The 16,144-nt window shown below is 70.4% G+C and carries 14 protein-coding genes; 1 reads left to right on the top strand and 13 read right to left on the bottom strand.

The features are described 5' to 3' along the window. Window positions 1-60: 60 nt before the first annotated feature. From WG209_RS10245 to WG209_RS10215, 7 genes are all read right to left on the bottom strand, one after another. A complete protein-coding gene (locus tag WG209_RS10245) occupies window positions 61-1,797 on the bottom strand; it encodes a M20/M25/M40 family metallo-hydrolase (RefSeq protein WP_337174938.1) in 1,737 nt (578 codons plus the stop codon). Between the two features lie 168 nt (window positions 1,798-1,965). Then, complete coding sequence (locus tag WG209_RS10240) at window positions 1,966-4,617, bottom strand: M56 family metallopeptidase (protein ID WP_337174937.1); 2,652 nt, start codon at window positions 4,615-4,617, stop codon at window positions 1,966-1,968. Between the two features lies 1 nt (window position 4,618). Continuing rightward, on the bottom strand, window positions 4,619-5,017 hold the full coding sequence (locus WG209_RS10235; protein WP_337174936.1) for a BlaI/MecI/CopY family transcriptional regulator: 399 nt from the start codon (window positions 5,015-5,017) through the stop codon (window positions 4,619-4,621). Window positions 5,018-5,586: 569 nt separating this feature from the next. Further along, a complete protein-coding gene (locus WG209_RS10230) occupies window positions 5,587-5,856 on the bottom strand; it encodes a hypothetical protein (protein WP_337174935.1) in 270 nt (89 codons plus the stop codon). Between the two features lie 57 nt (window positions 5,857-5,913). After that, window positions 5,914-6,837 (bottom strand): UDP-2,3-diacylglucosamine diphosphatase LpxI, encoded by a 924-nt coding sequence (lpxI, locus tag WG209_RS10225; protein ID WP_337174934.1) that lies wholly within the window; start codon window positions 6,835-6,837, stop codon window positions 5,914-5,916. A 32-nt stretch (window positions 6,838-6,869) separates the two neighbouring features. Beyond that, window positions 6,870-7,988 carry a UDP-3-O-(3-hydroxymyristoyl)glucosamine N-acyltransferase gene (gene lpxD / locus WG209_RS10220; RefSeq protein ID WP_337174933.1) on the bottom strand — a complete coding sequence of 373 codons (1,119 nt, stop codon included), beginning with the start codon at window positions 7,986-7,988 and terminating at the stop codon, window positions 6,870-6,872. Window positions 7,989-8,244: 256 nt separating this feature from the next. Further along, window positions 8,245-8,961 carry an HAD-IA family hydrolase gene (locus WG209_RS10215; protein ID WP_337174932.1) on the bottom strand — a complete coding sequence of 239 codons (717 nt, stop codon included), beginning with the start codon at window positions 8,959-8,961 and terminating at the stop codon, window positions 8,245-8,247. A gap of 189 nt (window positions 8,962-9,150) precedes the next feature. Here WG209_RS10215 and WG209_RS10210 point away from each other — a divergent pair, with 189 nt between their 5' ends. Next, a complete protein-coding gene (locus WG209_RS10210; protein ID WP_337174931.1) occupies window positions 9,151-9,336 on the top strand; it encodes a hypothetical protein in 186 nt (61 codons plus the stop codon). 15 nt (window positions 9,337-9,351) lie between these two features. Here WG209_RS10210 and tsaD read toward each other — a convergent pair whose 3' ends face one another. The 6 genes from tsaD to WG209_RS10180 all read right to left on the bottom strand — a co-directional run bounded on the left by tsaD (window position 9,352) and on the right by WG209_RS10180 (window position 15,302). Beyond that, window positions 9,352-10,404: a tRNA (adenosine(37)-N6)-threonylcarbamoyltransferase complex transferase subunit TsaD gene (gene tsaD / locus WG209_RS10205; protein WP_337174930.1), complete on the bottom strand. Its 1,053-nt coding sequence runs from the start codon at window positions 10,402-10,404 to the stop codon at window positions 9,352-9,354. Between the two features lie 216 nt (window positions 10,405-10,620). Then, complete coding sequence (locus WG209_RS10200) at window positions 10,621-12,114, bottom strand: S41 family peptidase (RefSeq protein ID WP_337174929.1); 1,494 nt, start codon at window positions 12,112-12,114, stop codon at window positions 10,621-10,623. Window positions 12,115-12,262: 148 nt separating this feature from the next. Then, window positions 12,263-12,676 carry an HNH endonuclease gene (locus tag WG209_RS10195; RefSeq protein WP_337174928.1) on the bottom strand — a complete coding sequence of 138 codons (414 nt, stop codon included), beginning with the start codon at window positions 12,674-12,676 and terminating at the stop codon, window positions 12,263-12,265. Further along, on the bottom strand, window positions 12,673-12,978 hold the full coding sequence (locus tag WG209_RS10190; RefSeq protein ID WP_337174927.1) for a hypothetical protein: 306 nt from the start codon (window positions 12,976-12,978) through the stop codon (window positions 12,673-12,675). The genes WG209_RS10195 and WG209_RS10190 overlap by 4 nt, the downstream gene beginning before the upstream one ends. Before the next feature lie 49 nt (window positions 12,979-13,027). Next, the gene (locus WG209_RS10185) at window positions 13,028-14,128 is read right to left on the bottom strand and encodes an acyltransferase (protein ID WP_337174926.1); all 1,101 of its coding nucleotides are present in this window, start codon (window positions 14,126-14,128) and stop codon (window positions 13,028-13,030) included. A 178-nt stretch (window positions 14,129-14,306) separates the two neighbouring features. Continuing rightward, window positions 14,307-15,302, bottom strand: a complete 996-nt coding sequence (locus tag WG209_RS10180) for an alpha/beta hydrolase-fold protein (protein ID WP_337174925.1) — start codon at window positions 15,300-15,302, stop codon at window positions 14,307-14,309. Between the last annotated feature and the right edge of the window lie 842 nt (window positions 15,303-16,144).

Genomic DNA, 16,144 nt, shown 5'->3' with positions numbered 1-16,144 from the left:
CCTCATCCGGCCCTCCGGGCCACCTTCCCCCACCAGGGGGGAAGGGGTTGGGCGCTGTCGTCAATTTCCGGCGGCCTCCGAAGGCCGCCCCTCGGGCCGGACCGGGGCGGGCTTGCGGGGGAGCTTCTCGTCCATCATGGCGGTGTTGTAGACGAACGCGGCCATGATGATGCTGGCCTGCCTCAGGTCGTCGGCCTGGGCGCGGTCGTAGACGTCCATGTTGGAGTGGTGCGTCCGGGTGCCGTACTCGATCTCGTCCTGGATGAACTGGAACCCGGGGAGGCCGACGGCGTCGAACGGGAGATGGTCGGTGCCGCCGGTGTTGGCCATCGAGAGGGTCTGCGCGCCCATGTCGCGGAACGGCCGGAGCCACTCGCGGAAGATCGGCCGGACGGCCTCGTTCCCCTGGAGGTAGACGCCGCGGATCCGACCCGTTCCGTTGTCGAGGTTGAAGTAGCCTGAGAGCTTGTCGTATTCCGGCTTCGTCGCCTCCGCGTCGTCGGCCTCGGAAGGGGGCTCGCCGAAGCCCGCGGAGCGCTTGCGGAAGTGCTCGTCGACGTAGGCCTTGGACCCGAAGATCCCCTGTTCCTCGCCGGTCCAAAGGGCGACGCGGATCGTGCGGCGGGGCTTGAGGTCCAGCGCCTTGATGATCCGAGCGGCCTCCATCGCCGCGGCGCAGCCGGCGGCGTTGTCGGTCGCGCCGGTGCCGCCGTGCCAGGAGTCGAGGTGGCCGCCGAGCATGACGACCTCGTCCTTGAGGTCGGTCCCCGGGATCTCGGCGACGGTGTTGTAGCAGTTCATATCCTCATCCTGGAACTCGACGGCCAGGTCGACGGCCATCCTCGGCTTCTCGCCGGCGGCGAGCATGCGGACGAGGCGGTTGTAGTGCTCCTTGGCCATCACCAGTTGCGGGATCACGCGGGCCTCCTTGTCCCAGGCCCGGAGTCGCTTCGGCGGTTGGCCCTCGCCTTCGCCCTCGTCGGCCGACGGGACGACGCTCGCCGACTGGACGAACAGCGTTCCGCCGTCGCCGTTGCGGCTGGGCTCGATCAGGAGCGCAGCGCCCTCGTCGGCGAGGAACTTCTGCCGCATGCCGGGCAGATCCACTCGCGGCCGGGCGGGGCGGGCCGGCGCCTGGCGCGGCCGATCGGCGCGGGGGACGTTGGGATCGGGGGCGTCGGCCAGGTCGAGCAGTTGCTTGTCGGTCTTGCGTCGGGCCAGCGGCTCGAAGCGGGCGGGGACCTCGATCGGGGGACCGATCAGGACGATCGCGCCCTTGAGCTTCCCCTTGTACTTCTCGAAATCGGCCTCGGACTTCGCGTCGAAGTGGACGACGTCGGCCGTCAGGGTGCCGTCGAGCGCGGGGGACCAAGCCTTGGGGAGGGCGATCAGCGGGATGCACTGGGGCTCGACCACCTGCGCCGAGAACCGCTTGAGCGTCCATCCCCGGCCGAACGGCCCCCAGGCTTCCAGGCGGGCGTTCTCCATGCCCCACTCGGCCATCCGGTCGCGGGTCCACTCGTTGGCCCGCTTCAGCGCCGGCGACCCGCTGAGGCGCGGGCCGATGACGTCGGTGAGCGTCTCCAGCGTCTCCATCACCCGCGACCGCTCCTCGCCCTCCTCCTTGATGAGCGCGATCGGGTCGGGCTTCTTCTCCGGCTCGGCCTTCGTCTCGGCCTCGGCGGCGGGGGGCGTCGGTGTGGGGGCCGGGGCCTGCGCCCAGGTTTGCGAGAAGGAGACGAGGCCGAACAGGCCGGCGACGGCGAGCGTCGCGGCCATTTCGCGGATGCGAAGCATGGGCGTCCTCCGGGGGGTCGATCTTGACCAGGCGCGCCCCAGGGAGAGGTCACGTCGGCGCGCGATGCTCGACCATCATAGCCGTCCGCGACGCCCGGAACGACACCCCCGACGACCGCGGGCCGGCCCTCGCCCGCGCGGGGAGGACCGGCCCGGATCAAGGCGTCGTCACCTGGGCTCCAGGACGAACGTCGCCTCCTCGGTCGTGCCCTCGGCGAGCTTCATCGTGCGTTCGGCCGGCTTGAAGCCTTTGGCCGAGACCGACACCTTGACCTCGCGGTCGGGCAGGAGTTGCGAGGTGCGATAGCGGCCGTCGTTCTGCTCGTCCTGGATCGCCTCGGTCTCGCGACGCCCGCCGGAGAGATCGACCCTCTTCTCGCCGTCGGGATGGTCGCCGGTGTATTCCGCCTCGGCCTTGAAGCCCTCGATCTGTTCCCCGTCCTTCGTTCGGGCGTCGATCAGGATCAACGGGGCGACGTAGCGGACGATCTCAAGGTCCTTCACGTCATGGTCGAGCGTCCCCAGCACGACGCTCCGCCCCTCGGTCAGCGGGGCGTCCTTGCCGACGCGGTATCGGGCCGAGGCGTGCTCGTTCGTCATGATCTGGACGGTCGTCCCGACGAGCCCGCGCGGGACCTTGAGGGAGAACCGGCCGTCGTCGCCGGGGCGGGCCTCGTCGAACCAGCTCTGTTCGCCGACGTATGTCCCCGAGACGATGCAGGCCCATCCCCGGCTAGGCCGGCCCTGGCTATCGACCCAGCCCCCCTCAAGGACGACGTGGGGCGATTCGCGCATCTCCAGCGGCGCGGGGGGTTGGCCGTCGGCGATCGTCACCTTGATGGGCAGGAAGACCCCCGGGACCTCTCGCGGCTCCCAGCCCTCGGACCGTTTGGCGCGGGAGTCGAAGTCGGTCGGGGCGACGTGATACGCGCCCGCTGGTAGGGGGTCGAACGCGAAGCGCCCCTGGGCGTCGGTCTCGGTCGTCCGCTCGACCGCGTCGGAGACCGGCAGGCCGGCGACCGGCGCATCCTCGCGACGGGCCTGGACCAGCATCCCCGCAACCGGCTTGCCGTCGATGTCGAGCGCCGTCCCCGTGAGCCGGACGCCCGGCTTGAGGCGGAACGTCCCCAGGTCCCCGCGACGGCCGTCGAGCAGCTCGCGCGATTCGGGGGCGAAGTCCTTCGGCAGGATCCACAGGACGCCCTTGCCCGGGGTGGTGATCGGGATGCGGAAGGAGCCGTCGGCGTCGGTCGTGGCGCGGGCGAACGAGCCGTACTCGAAGGCCTTGTCCGTCGTGGAATAGGCCAGGAGGTCCACGCCGGCCGCCGGCTCGCCCTCGGGCGTCTCGACCTTCCCGGTGATCGGTCGCGCCGGCCGCAACTCGACCGATTCGAAGAACGGCCGCTCGCCCAGCCCGATGTTCTTCCGGATCATCGACAGCGAGTAGCCGAAGCCGGAGCGCGGGGCGTAATCGGGATGCGCCACGTCCAGCTCGATGTACATATAACGCTCGGACGCCTGATCGGGGGGGATGGTGAACTCGTAGGTCCCGTCGGCGGCGGTCTTGTGATGCGTCTCCTCGACCACGCGGTTGCCGCGGGCGGTCAGGAGGGATCGCCGCACCGTGACCTCGGCCCCGGCGATCGGCGCGCCGGTGTCCTTGTCCTTCACGACGCCGTTGTGGTGGAGCGCCTCCCCCTCGGCCTTACTGGCGACGTCGGGCGGGTTCTCGGACTCTTGCGCCATGGCGTCGAGATGGACGCCCGAGGCGGCCAGGGCGATGACGGCGGCGATCGCGGCGACGGCCAGGCTCCAGGCGGGCCGGCATCGGGCTTCCAGCGGTTCGCGAGGTTGCACGACCATGAGGACCCTCCGATACAACTCCGAGCGACGCTCCCCGATCCCGAGCGCGGGCCACGGCGGCCCGGCGTCGCGGGAGCGGGCGATCCGGACGAGGAACGCGGCGTAGCCCTCGGCCGAGCCCGCCGCGGCGGCGCGGGCGTCGGCGAGTTCGTCCTGGGCGAGCCGCAGCCGTCGCCGCAGCCACCAGAACAGGGGCTGATGGAACAAGGCCAGGCCCAGCAGGGCGGCGAGGTTCCAGGCCCAGGCGTCGCGGCGCTCGACGTGCGACCATTCGTGCGCCAGCGCGTAGCGGAGCGCCTCGGTGTCGTCGCCGGCGGCGAGGCTCGACGGAAGCAGGATCACCGGGCGGATCCAGGTGTTCGTGCAGGGCGAGGCGACCCGCTCGCCCTCCAGCAGCCGGACGCGATCCGCCCCGGGCCCCGCGATCTCGCGCAACGCCTCCCGCGCCGCGCCCGACGCCGGCCGCGACGAGCGGACCAGCCGCGCGAACGCCGCTTGCCCCAGCAGCCACCACGCGACCATCCCCGCCGCGCCCGCCGCGTAGGCCCCGGCCAGGAGCGCGGCCGGCGTCCACGGCTCCCGCCGCGCGGCGGGGACGATCGGCGAGGGGGCGGGGGGCGGGTCGACCTTCCGCGATTCGACGGACGGGGGAGCGGTCGGCCCATCAGCCGTCGCGATCGCCGGGGGATGTAATGGCGTCGCGGGGCGGGGGGGCTCGACGGCGATCGGGCGAGGCTCGGCTTCCCCAGGCAGGACGGGGATCGACCATCGCGGCGTGATCGGCGACGCGGCGAGGATCGGCAGCGCCGCGGCCCCGACGAGGCTCCAGAGGACGAGCCGAATCCGACGGACGGGCTGCCGGCTGAGCCGCACCGCGACGGCCCCCAGCGTTAGGACGATCAGGCCCCCGACGGCGACGTCCGCCGGCCGGTCCCAGGTGAAGGCGCTCCATCCCATATCACGAGCCCTCCCGAGCGCCGTCCCCGGACGCCTTGCGCTTCCGGGCCGCGGCGATGATCTCCTCCAGCTCGCGCAGCTCTCGTTCGCTGGCGTCCTTCGCCTTCAAGAGGCTGAGGACCGCCTGGTCGAGCGCCCCGTCGAAGACCCGTTCCAGCAGCCGCGAAGCCACCCAATCGCGCCCGTGGGTGGGCTCGTACACGAAGGTCCGGCCCTCGGCGCGGTGCCGCACCAGCCCCTTCGTCTCCATGATCCGCAGGACCGTCTGAACCGTGTTGAAGGCCAGCTCCCCCCCGGGGCACATCGTCCGATGCACCTCGCGCACGCTCCCGGAACCCAACTCCCAGAGCGCCTTCAACACGTCCAGCTCCCTCGGGCTGGGCTCCGCTTCCGACACCATTCACCCCCTTCCGCCCGTCACCTGACTTATTAAGTTAGGTGAACGATAAGTCGCGCACCGCGGGGGATCAAGGGGGTTCACCTAAAAAACCAGGTGGCGGTTCAATAGCGCGGACGAGCGTGCGGCTCCGTTCGAGTTCCGCGCCCGCCAGGGGGAGGGGCGATGTCGGCCGTCAAGGGAACTGGCCGATCGCGACCAGTTCCTCGCGGACCTCAAGTCGATGACGCGCGTTCATCGCCAGAACGTGGACGGTGGCGCGTCCGGTGGGCGTGAGGCCGACTATCAACGCCCCGCGTGCTTCGAAATGGCGGGCCCAGTCGTCTCGCCTGGGATTGAACAGGGGGTAAGGATACCGTCGACGGGGTCGATCCTCGCGAGATTGGGCCCCTTGTGGCTGTTGCAGTGGATGCAGGCGAGGGCCAGGTTGGACGGGTCGTCATCGCCGCCGTGCTGGCGGGCTCGGATATGCTCGACGTGATGACGGGTCTCCGCGAATTCCTGACGGATGAGGCAGTACTCGTACCGCTCGCCGGCTCGGCCACGGACGAGTGCACGCGTCGTGGAATCGATCACGCGCCGACGCGGTCGGCGAGGAGGCGGCGGGCCTTGAGCTTCAGGAGCGCGACGATCTCGGCACCCTCGACGTAGCCGTCATACTCGGCCCGTTCCTCGGGGGTCAGCCGGCCCTCGTTGCAGAGGTCGGCCAGTTCCTCGATGCGCGCCTGGAGCGTCTCGTCGAACTCCAGCGCGACGATCGCGCGGGCCGCCTCGACGCTCAGGGAGCGGCTCAGCGGTTCGAGCATCCGATTCAGGGCCGTCGTGGTCGTCGCGGTCGCCATGTCTCGCCTCCCCGCGTCATTATAACGACCGCAGGGCAATGAGGTCGACCGGCCGGCTCAGGCCGCGGCGCCGTCGTGGACGGCGATGATCGTGATGCCGTAGCGGTCGGCCAGGGCGACGACCTCGGGTTGGTCGACGACGATGGTCTTGCCGGCCTCGATCGCCAGGACGCGGGCCTTGGCCTTGCGCAGGTTCTCGATGGTGGTGACGCCGACGGTGGGGACGTCGAACCGCATGTCCTGCTGCGGCTTGGCGACCTTCACCAGCGTCCAGCCGCCGGCGCGGCAGAGGACGCCGGCGCGCTCGATGCAGAGGTCGGTCCCCTCGATCGCCTCGATGGCCAGCGTGGCCTTCTCCTTCACGGCGACCGACTGGCCGACGTCCAGCCGGCCCATCTCCTTGGCCATCGTCCAGCCGAAGGCGATGTCTTCCTTCTCGGCGGGGGTCGGCGGGCGGCGGGTGAGCAGCCCTTCCTTGACGAGCAGTTCCGGGGCGTAGTCCAGCGCGGAGGTGAAGGTCATGCCGTCCCTCTCGAATTCGGCGATCACGGAGAGCAGGAGCGAGTCGTCGCGATTGTCGGCGCGGTCGCGGCGATACCACCACTGGATCGTCCGCAGGTCGGGGCAGAGGCTCAGCCAGCGCATGGGGGTGTAGATCACGTTCTTGGTGACCTTGCCCGCCATGACGATCTCGGTGACGCCCATGCGGCGGAAGGTCCGGATCATCCGGCCCATCCTGGCGACGGGGACGACCTCGAACTGGGCGCAGAGGTCGCGGAGCCGCTCCTCGGCCTCATACCGGATCCCCACGCAGGCGACGTCGTACCCCTGCCGCCGCGCGGCCTCGGCGAAGTGGATCGGGAACCGGCCGTTGCCGGCCAGGAGCCCGATCACCGGGCGGGCGGGGGCGGACGACGACGGCGATGGCGGGGCCGGCTGGCGGAGGCGGCCCAGGCGTCGGGACGTTTCCAGGAGCGGCACGTCGGCCTCCATGGTTCGATCGGGGCTTCCTGTCAGAATCCGGCGGGGTCGGCGTCGTCCGCCGCGTCGCCGAAGCCGACGGTCCCGTCGTGGCTGGGGGTCATCGGCAGGAGCGCCGAGAGGGCCTCGATCTGGGCGGTCAGCTCGCGGAGCTTGTTGTGCATGTCGGGGAGCCGGGCGATCATCTGGAACAGCCGGCGCTGCTCGCGGACGGGGATCGCCGGCGAGCCGAGCACCTGCTGGCCGCTGGGGATGTTGCGGTGGACGCCCGCCTGGGCGCCGACCACCACGCCGTCGCCGATGGTCGTCTTGTCCTTGATCCCCGCCTGCCCGGCCATGACGACGTAGTCGCCCGTCTTGCAGCTCCCGGCGATCCCGACCTGGGCGCACAGGAGGTTGTGGCGGCCGATCTGGTTGTTGTGGCCGATCATCACGAGGTTGTCGATCTTGGTCCCCTCGCCGATCCGGGTCGCCTCGAAGGTGGCGCGGTCGATCGTGCAGTTGGCGCCGATCTCCACGTCGGATCCGACCTCCAGCTTGCCGGTGTGGGGGACCTTGACGTGCCGGCCGTCCACCTGGCGATAGCCGAAGCCGTCGGCCCCGAGCACCGTCCCGGAGTGGACCTCGACGCGGTCCTCCAGCGCGACGTCCGGGTAGAGGACGACGTTGGGATGGATGACGCACTCGCGCCCGAGCCTGGCCCGGTCGCCGATCACCGCGCCGGGGTGGATGGTGCAGCCGTCGCCGACCTCCGCCTCGTCGCCGACGTAGGCGAACGGGTAGACGGCGACGTCCTTGCCGAGCTTGGCCGTGGGCGCGACCCACGCCTGCGGATGGACCCCGGTCCATCGCGCCTTGCTCCCGCCGGACAGGTGGTTCCGCACGGCGATGAAGGCGGCGATGGGGTCGTCGACCTCGATCACGGCAAGGTCGTCCTTCATCGGCGTTCGCCTCGATCGGAAGTGCGGCCCGACGATCGCGGCCGAGGCGGGGGATGTGCGCAGGAGCTTGGCGTAGCGCTCGTTCTCGATGAACGTGATGTCGCCGGGGCCCGCCTCGTCGACCGGACGCGCCGAGCGGATGGCGACGTTGCCGTCGCCGACGAGGCGTCCGCTGACCAAGGCCGCGAGCTGTTCGACCGTTGCGACCACTGGCGATTCCTTTCTTCCCTGAAAGGAGCAGACCAGGACCATGGTGACGAATCGGGGGGAGCTTCCGTCCGGCCTCTGGAAATCCGTTTCCTCGGGGACCCGCGAACCGTCCCGATTCGTCGTCGGCCATCCCGGCCGTGCGGGAATCTAATCCAACTCGCCCCGGCCGACAAGCCGAGTCGGGCCCCGTGGGGGGCCTCGGGCCGCCCCCTACGGACGGCCTACCTCGTCCATCGTCCAGACGACCCGTCGAACTTCAGGGTTCCGCCCGGCGAAGGCCCGCCAACGCCGCGAGGTCGGGGACGCTCGGGCCGTCCACGGGCGCCTCGCCGGGCCGGCTGAGGGCCACCGCGTAAAGCCCCGCCCGCCGCGCCCCGGCGACGTCGTTCTCGAAATCGTCCCCCACCGAGACCACGCGGTCGGGGGGGAGCCCCAGGCGCTCGCACACCGCGCGGAAGAACGACTCGTGCGGCTTGCGGTACCCGACCTCCGACGAGACCACGATCGCGTCGACCAGGCTGGCCAGCTCGGGGAGCCCGGCGACGACCCCGTGCAGCCGGGAGTCGAAGTTCGACCCGATGCAGACCCGCAGCCCGGCCTCGTGGATCGCCGCCAGGGCGGGGGGGACGTCGGGGAAGGCCCGCCAGTTCTCGGGCCGGGCGAAGTGATCCCACAGCTCGTCGAACGCCCGCGACGGGTCGGGGACCTCCGGCAGGGCCCGCGCGACGATCTCGCGCCAGCGGCGGCCTTCCACCCCCTCGTCGGTCGAGAGCGGGCCGTCGGAGCCCTGGACCAGGTCGGCCCGGAACGCCTCGCGGAACCGCCCCCGGACCACGCCGGGATCCAGCGTCACGCCCTGGCGCTCGGCGGCCCGCGCGTAGGCGACCGCCACGGGAGGGGTCGGCTCGATTAAAGTCCCGACGGCGTCGAGGACGATACCCTGGATACGTTCCCACTTCGGTCGCGTGTTCATCGACGTCCATCGGCTTGCATCGTGGTTCGCGTCGCGGAGGTCGCCAGGTCTCGCCCGTCGTCGCCCCGGCCGGGATGCCAAACTGGGCAATCCTCGCCGATATTGTCGGCCCTCGACGGCCCCGAGGAAAGCCCGCTCCCCGGATCGGACCCGCAAGCCGCCCCGTCGACCCACCGGGAGGCCGCCCCCATGCGTTCGCACCCCCACGCCCCGAGCCCCGACCGCCAGGGCCCGCACCTCCCCGCCTCGGCGATCCCCGCCGGCCAGGCGCAGGCGCTCGACCGCCGCCGGTCGCTCGACCAGCAGCAGAACGCCTATCGCGGCATGCACGCCCCCGCCCGGGGCGCCGGGCCGAACCGGAGGCCGCCTTCGTGATCCCCGACGCGGGCGTCAGCCGGTCCGCTTCGGGCGGACCAGGCCGGCGGTCACGTCCACGTCGAGGTCGGCCACGTCGCCCGCCCCCAGCTTGAGCAGGGCGACGCCGGCCATGGCGGCGTTGTCGGTGCAGAGGGACAGGGGGGGGATGAACGTCTCCACCCCCATCTCGTCCATCGCCGCCGTCAGCTTCCCGCGGAACCGCGCGTTGGCGGCCACCCCGCCGCCGACCCCCAGCCGCCTCATGCCGGTCCGCTCCAGCGCCTGGCGGGCCTTCGCGACCAGAACGTCGACCACCGCCTCCTGGAAGCTCGCGGCGAGATCCGCCGTCTGCTCCGGGGTCGGCTGGACGGCCCCGCGCTCCTCGTTCGGGCCGCGCAGGGCGTAGAGGACGGCCGTCTTGAGCCCGGAGAAGCTGAACGCCAGCCGGGGGTCCCGGAGGAACGTCCGGGGGAAGGCGTAAGCCTTCGGGTTGCCGGCCCTCGCCGCCTTCTCGATCTCGGGGCCGCCGGGGTAGCCCAGGTTCAGCAGGCTGGCGACCTTGTCGAACGCCTCGCCGGCCGCGTCGTCGATCGTGCCGCCGAGCGGCTCGCAGTCGAGCGGGCCCCGGCACGCGTACAGGCTCGAATGGCCGCCGGAGACGACCAGGCCGACGCACGGATAGACCTCGCGGTCGGGGTGGGCGAGCTGGCAGGCGTAGAGGTGCCCCTCAAGGTGGTCGACCGTCACCAGGGGGACGTTCAGTGCCAGCGCGAGCGACTTGGCGGCCGTCAGGCCGACCACCAGCGCCCCGACCAGCCCCGGCCGCGTCGCCACGGCGACCGCGCCGACGTCCGCCAGCGTCAGGCCGGCCCGCTTCAGGGCCTCGTCGATCATCGGCACGACCTGGCGGACGTGCGCCCGGGAGGCGATCTCCGGCACGACCCCGCCGAACCGACGATGCAGCCCGACCTGCGAGGAGACCACGCTCGACAGCACCCGAGGCACCCCCGCCCCCGGGGCGGGCTCCCCCTCCAGCACGGCCGCGCCCGTCTCGTCGCACGTCGATTCGATGGCCAGCAGGATCACGGCGTTCGCTTTCGTATGAGCGGAGTTCGCCCCTCTCCCCCCGGGAGAGGGCGGCCGCGCCGGCGGCGGGCGAGGGTCGTCGCCGCGCGGATCTAGCCTCGGTGCCGGACGTCATACGACCGCCGCTATCTCTACCGTCCGACGACCCTCACCCGGCCCTCCGGGCCACCCTCACCCGGCGGGAGAGGGGGCGCGGTTCGGCGGCGAGCCACGAGGTCACGCCGCCTTCTTCTCCTCGGCAGGCGGGGCGTCGGCGGCATCCATCTTGGACTTGAGGACCTCGAGGCCCTTGTCGAGCACCTTGTCGACGAACGGCGGGGCGTCCTCGGGCGGGGGGACGAGCTTGGGGGGCTCGGGCTTGGTCGGGTCGGTCGGGGGCTTCTCGTCCTTGGGGACGTCCTTGGTCTCGGACTTCTCCTTGTTCTCCTGGGCCTTCTCCGCGTCCGATTGCGGGGCCTCGGCCGGCTCCTTGGGGGCGCCGAGCTTGGTCAGGGCGGGGAGGTCGCGGGCGCGACGGGCGAGGAACCAGTCGCGGTACTCCGTCGGGGTCAGCTTGACCTCCATCCCCTCGTCGGGCGAGACGCCCCACTTGTCGGTCACCTTGGCGTCGCGGAAGCGGTGGATGTTCTCGCCGGACGGGCGATGGTAGCTGGCGACGGTCAGCTTCAGCACGCTGTTGCCGTCCTGCAGCTCCATGATGTTCTGGACGGAGCCCTTGCCGTAGCTGCGGTGGCCCACGATCGCGGCCCGCTCGTGGTCCTGGAGCGCGGCCGAGACGATCTCGGACGCCGACGCCGAGTTCTGGTTGATCAGCACCACCATCGGCAGGTCTTCATAAGGGCTGCCCTTCTGGGCGACGTACGACTTGGGGATCGTGTTCCTCCCCTTGGTGCTGACGATGTCCCCCTCGGCGAGGAACAGGTCGGCTACCTCCACCGCGGCGGAGAGGAGCCCGCCCGGGTCGTCGCGGAGGTCGAGGATCAGCCCCTTGGCGCCCTGCTCGTTCAGCTCGTCGAGCGCCTTGCGGACGTCCTCGCCGGACGACTGCACGAAGTTGGAGACGCGGATGTAGCCGATCTTCCGCTCCTTATCGAGCATGAAGTCCCAGCTCCCGTCCTTCCGCCGGTCCTCGCCCATGACGCTGGGGACGTCGATGATCGCCCGGGTCAGCTTGACCGTGATGGGCTGGTCGGCCCCCTCGTGCAGGACGTTCAGCTCGACGTCCGTGCCCGGCCGGCCGGTCAGCGCCTCGACGGCCTTGTCCGACGACATCCCCTCGGTGGAGTGGCCGTCGATCTCCAGGATCAGGTCGCCGGCGAGGATGCCGCCCCGATACGCCGGGGTGCCGACCATCGGGGCGATGACCCGCAGACGGCCGGTGTCGGAGTCGATCCCGACCTGGATGCCGATCCCGCCGAACTTCCCCTCGATCTGCTTGCGGAACTGCTGCCATTCGCCCATGTTGATGTACGACGAATGCTGGTCCAGGTTCTGAAGCATCCCCTCCAGGGCGCTCTCCAGCAGCTCCTTGCGGTTCACGGGGCGGACGTAGTTCGCCTCGACCTTCTCGACCGCGTCGACGAAGAGGCCGTACAGCTCCATCATCTCGTCCCTGGGCTTGTCGGCCCGGAGCGAGCCCGCGGCCCACCCGAGGGGGAAGACGGCCGCCGCGGCGGCCAGGGCCAGAAAGATCCGTCTCCGTCTCGACATCGGCGAGCCTCCCCAGGTGGTCGATCGCTCGGCGCCGCCCCGCTCCGGGGACGGCCGCCGAGCCCACCTCAAGTCTAGTCGACGCCCGGCGCGACCGGCAAGTTCCGTGGGGGACCATCCCGCGGGACGAGCCCGGGGGGCTGGGACCTCATTCGGGTGGGAAGACGCCCTCCTCGATCAACTCCCGCCGGAATCCGACGCGATGGTCGAGATTAATCTTGAGGACGCGAACGGTGGCCCGACCGGTCGGCGTCAGGCCCACCATCACGGGGCCGTCCCAGCGGAAGTGCCTCGACCACTTATGCCGACGCGGATTGTACAACGGGACTATCTTCCCGGAGTCGGGGTCGACCCCGGCGATGTTCGGCCCCTTGTGGCGATTGCACGCGAAGCAACACAGGCAGAGGTTGCCGGCCCTCGTCGGGCCGCCATGGGCCTCGGCGACGATGTGGTCGATCTCGAAGGGCAGCCGGTCGCGCGAGTGCGGTACCCGGCAATATTCGCAACTCTCGCCGGCCCGACGCCGCACCAGGCTCTCAAGGTCGCGGCCAACGCGGCTCAACGCCCCCCCGACCCTTCGGCGTCCGAGTCGCCATGCGCCTTGAGGGAGCGGCGGGCCTTCGATTGCATCACGTTGAGCAGGTGGCCGACCAGCTCGTACTTGCCCGCCTCGGCGTCTTCCTCGGGGGTGAGGGAGCCAGCGCGGGCCTTGGCCGACAACTCGCGCATGCGATCCTTGTCCGCCGCGTCGAAGTCCAGGGCCAGGATGTCCCGCGCGGCCTCGGGGGAGAACGTCGGCGCGTCCGGCCGCAGGATGCGATTCAGGATGGAGACCTCGGAAGCGTCCGGATATGCGACGGACATGACGACCCTCCCCGCGATTGCTCCAAGGACAGTCTAGTCGGGCCGCCGGTCAGTTCGCCAGGGGTTCCGCGGGCGTCTGGGCCGCGACCGGACGCCGCCAGAGGCGGACGTGGGGGGTGGGGGTCTCGCCCGCGGCGGCCGCGCGAGGGCGGACGAGGCGACGCTTCAGGTGCTTCTGCAAGGAGACGTCGACCTTGCCGAACCACCAGCCGCCGACGAGCGCGAGGATCGTCGCGATCACCCCGGCGGCCGTCGGATACGCCAGGCCCGTCTTCTGGGTCGCGAGGACGAAGAAGATGGTGACGATCGGCACGTGGACCAGGTAGAGCCCGTAAGACGCGTCGCCGAGGGTTTCGAGGAACGTGCCGGCGGGGGCGGGCCTGTCGCGACGGTCCCCAAGCGCCCCCCAAAGGATGGCGGCGGTGAAGCTCAGGCCGAGCCCGGAATAGCCGACGATCTCGCTGGCGCCCCGGCAGTAGTTGATCACCAGTCCGGCGCCCGCGACGCCGAGGAGCAGGCGACGGACTCGGGCCGTCGAATCGAGGCGCTTGAAGGCGTAATACCCCAGGCCCCCCATGATGAACAGGAGGTTGAACAGCGAGAACGGGATCTGGCCGGCTGTGGGGAGGATGACGTTCGGGTGGCCGTACCGGATGTTCGCGACCGCGATCGCCGCGCCCCAGCAGGCGAGGAAGGCCGGGAACAGCCGATGGAGCGCCCCGAGGGCGAACGCGGCGCACACGAAGTAGAAGAACACCTCATAGATGAGCGTCCACTCGACGCTCAGCGGGTAGGCGGCCCTGCCCCCGACCGGGAGCAGCGACGACGCGTGGAACAGCCGCCGGCTCGTGACCCCGCCGAACAGGGCGACCTTCGCCAGCAAGGTCATCCCGACGGCCAGCCAGAACGTCGGGTAGACGCGGATCAGACGCCGGCGCAGGAACTGGTCGCGCGAGGTGTCGATCATGTAGGCCATCAGGAAGCCGCTGAGCGAGAAGAAGAACCAGGCCCCCAGCCCGAAGTGGACGGTGAAGACGCGGAAGACGGTGTCGGGGGCCTTGTAGAGCGATTCCAGATAGCAGTTGACGTGGAACAGGACCACGGCGACGGCCGCCAGCCCCCGAAAGACCTGCAGCGATCGGAAATACATCGGATTCCCTTCCGTTGTCGTCGCTCGGGGGGGCCAGTCCGTGGCCCCTCGCCTGGCCGGGGCGGAATCGGCGCGGAGATTCGCCCCGATTTCGCCGCGCGAGAACGTGACGGGAATCGGCCTTTCTCGCCTCCGGAGTTGATAGAAGTTGGAAGATGGAGCGACGGGGCGCTGCGGGTTATCGGCCCGAACTGGGTCGACGGAAGTCGCGCTCGATGGCGTCGTCGGGGTCGGTGGAGACGGGGCCGTCGCGCCAGAGCCAGCGCATCATCTCCGGGAGGATGGCGCCGCCGAACTTCTGGTTGTGGTTGTTCATGCCCCAGGAATAGTTGACGTCATAGCCCTTCTCGGTCAGGGCGTCCTTCATCCTGACGTTCTGGAGGAACCAGTCCCATTCGGGGTCGTACTTGCCGTCGCGGACGCCCCGATTGTCGTTGCGGCCGTCGCAGAGGAAGACGCGGATCGGCTTCCTGTCGGCCGCGCGGATGATGTCCGGGTAGGCGTGGCCGCCCCGGATGTTGGTGAAACTGCCGATGTTGCTGAGGACCTTGCGGAAGTGGTCGGGCCGCTCCCAGGCGACGGTGAACGCGGCGATCGCCCCCGAGCTGGAGCCGCCGATCCCGCGCGCCTCGGGATCCTTCGAGATGTTGTAATCCTTCTCGAGCGCCGGGAGGAGTTCCTCGGTGATCACGCGGGCGTAGCGATCGTCGAGCGAGTTGTACTCGGTGGGGCGGTTGGTGGTCCGGTCGCCCCACTCGCGGGCGGAGGGCTCGGGCTGGTCGGGGCGGCGTCCGGGGTTGATGAACACGCCGATCATCACCGGGATCTCGCGGCGGTAGATCAGGTTGTCCATCACGTTGTGGGCGCGCACGTCGCCGTTGTCGGCCATGAAGGCGTGGCCGTCCTGGAAGACCATGAGCGCCGCCGGGACCGACGGGTCATACTGCGCGGGGACGTAGACCCAGTAGGTGTGCTGGGTGCCGGGGTAGGCTTCGCTCGGGAGGGTGAAGGGCCCGCGAATCTCCCCCTTCGGCACCCCCTCGCGCGGCAGCGAGTCCGGCCCCAGGCTGTAATGGGCGTCCGGGTTCGGCCTGTCCTCCTTCCTGGGTTCCTCGCCGAAGGAAGTCGCCAGCAGGGACAGGCCCAGGCCGAGCCCGAGGATCGCGCGCTTCATCTCGCCACTCCGGAGGGAGGATGCCCGCGCCGACGAAACGGCCGACGCGCGGCCTCCAGCATAGGGCGACGCTTGCCCGGTTGCGAGACTCCGGCGGCCTCGCGAAGTTGGCTTCGTTCGTCATCGCGCGTCGACGGCACAATTGACGCAACTTATTTACGGAACCAGCATTGCACTCAAACCGAGTTGGCTTCGTTCGTCGAAGTCGCTTGCGTTTTTCGCCGCGCTCCGTGGTCGACTGTCGAGCCCACGGACTCGCGAGCCATCATGGCAAGGCGGCGCGGCTTGGATTCGAACTGGCGCCTTCAGGACACTCGCCCGGGCTTGCGACCGAGGGCGTCATGGTCCCTCCTCGCTTCCTGAACCGATTCCGAATTTTCAAGGAGCGCGATCATCGAACTCCCGCATGATCCGCGGCGGTGGGGCGGGGATTTCATGCTTTCGAAAGAAAATGCGGATTGGCGCGCCGGGAGATAGTCCCCTAACCCACCGACCCGTCATGGCCGACAATCCAGAGGGCCAGCGGCCCGATTTCGTCCCCCCTCCCGCCGGGCTGACGACCCGACACTGATCCGGCGGCGGCACGTCGGGGCCGATCCTCCCTCGGGAACGCCGCCGGCTGCGAATCTCCCCCTTCTCCCCTCGTGGTGCTCCGTCGAAAACGTGACGGCCCGGCCACCGACTCTCATCCCTACCCCCCTCGTGGTATAAGGTGCCCCGGAGGGGCGGATGAGGGGGCGCGCCACCCAATGCCGTCGGCTCGTAATCCCTCGCGGGCCGGGGGATGGCCACGCCGGTCGCCCCCTCATCCGGCCTTCGGCCACCTTCTCCCACGAGGGGAG

The organism is Paludisphaera sp. (genome assembly GCF_037189885.1).
Taxonomy (GTDB): domain Bacteria; phylum Planctomycetota; class Planctomycetia; order Isosphaerales; family Isosphaeraceae; genus Paludisphaera.
Note: the sequence above shows the minus strand (reverse complement) of the source record. Positions and strands in the feature narration are given on the sequence as shown.

Coding starts and splice junctions, on each gene's coding strand:
- WG209_RS10215 (WP_337174932.1), bottom strand. CDS start 8,961: ATGAACACGCGACCGAAGTGGGAACGTATCCAGGGTATCGTCCTCGAC.
- WG209_RS10235 (WP_337174936.1), bottom strand. CDS start 5,017: ATGGTGTCGGAAGCGGAGCCCAGCCCGAGGGAGCTGGACGTGTTGAAG.
- WG209_RS10230 (WP_337174935.1), bottom strand. CDS start 5,856: ATGGCGACCGCGACGACCACGACGGCCCTGAATCGGATGCTCGAACCG.
- WG209_RS10200 (WP_337174929.1), bottom strand. CDS start 12,114: ATGTCGAGACGGAGACGGATCTTTCTGGCCCTGGCCGCCGCGGCGGCC.
- WG209_RS10190 (WP_337174927.1), bottom strand. CDS start 12,978: ATGTCCGTCGCATATCCGGACGCTTCCGAGGTCTCCATCCTGAATCGC.
- WG209_RS10240 (WP_337174937.1), bottom strand. CDS start 4,617: ATGGGATGGAGCGCCTTCACCTGGGACCGGCCGGCGGACGTCGCCGTC.
- WG209_RS10210 (WP_337174931.1), top strand. CDS start 9,151: ATGCGTTCGCACCCCCACGCCCCGAGCCCCGACCGCCAGGGCCCGCAC.
- WG209_RS10245 (WP_337174938.1), bottom strand. CDS start 1,797: ATGCTTCGCATCCGCGAAATGGCCGCGACGCTCGCCGTCGCCGGCCTG.
- WG209_RS10185 (WP_337174926.1), bottom strand. CDS start 14,128: ATGTATTTCCGATCGCTGCAGGTCTTTCGGGGGCTGGCGGCCGTCGCC.
- WG209_RS10180 (WP_337174925.1), bottom strand. CDS start 15,302: ATGAAGCGCGCGATCCTCGGGCTCGGCCTGGGCCTGTCCCTGCTGGCG.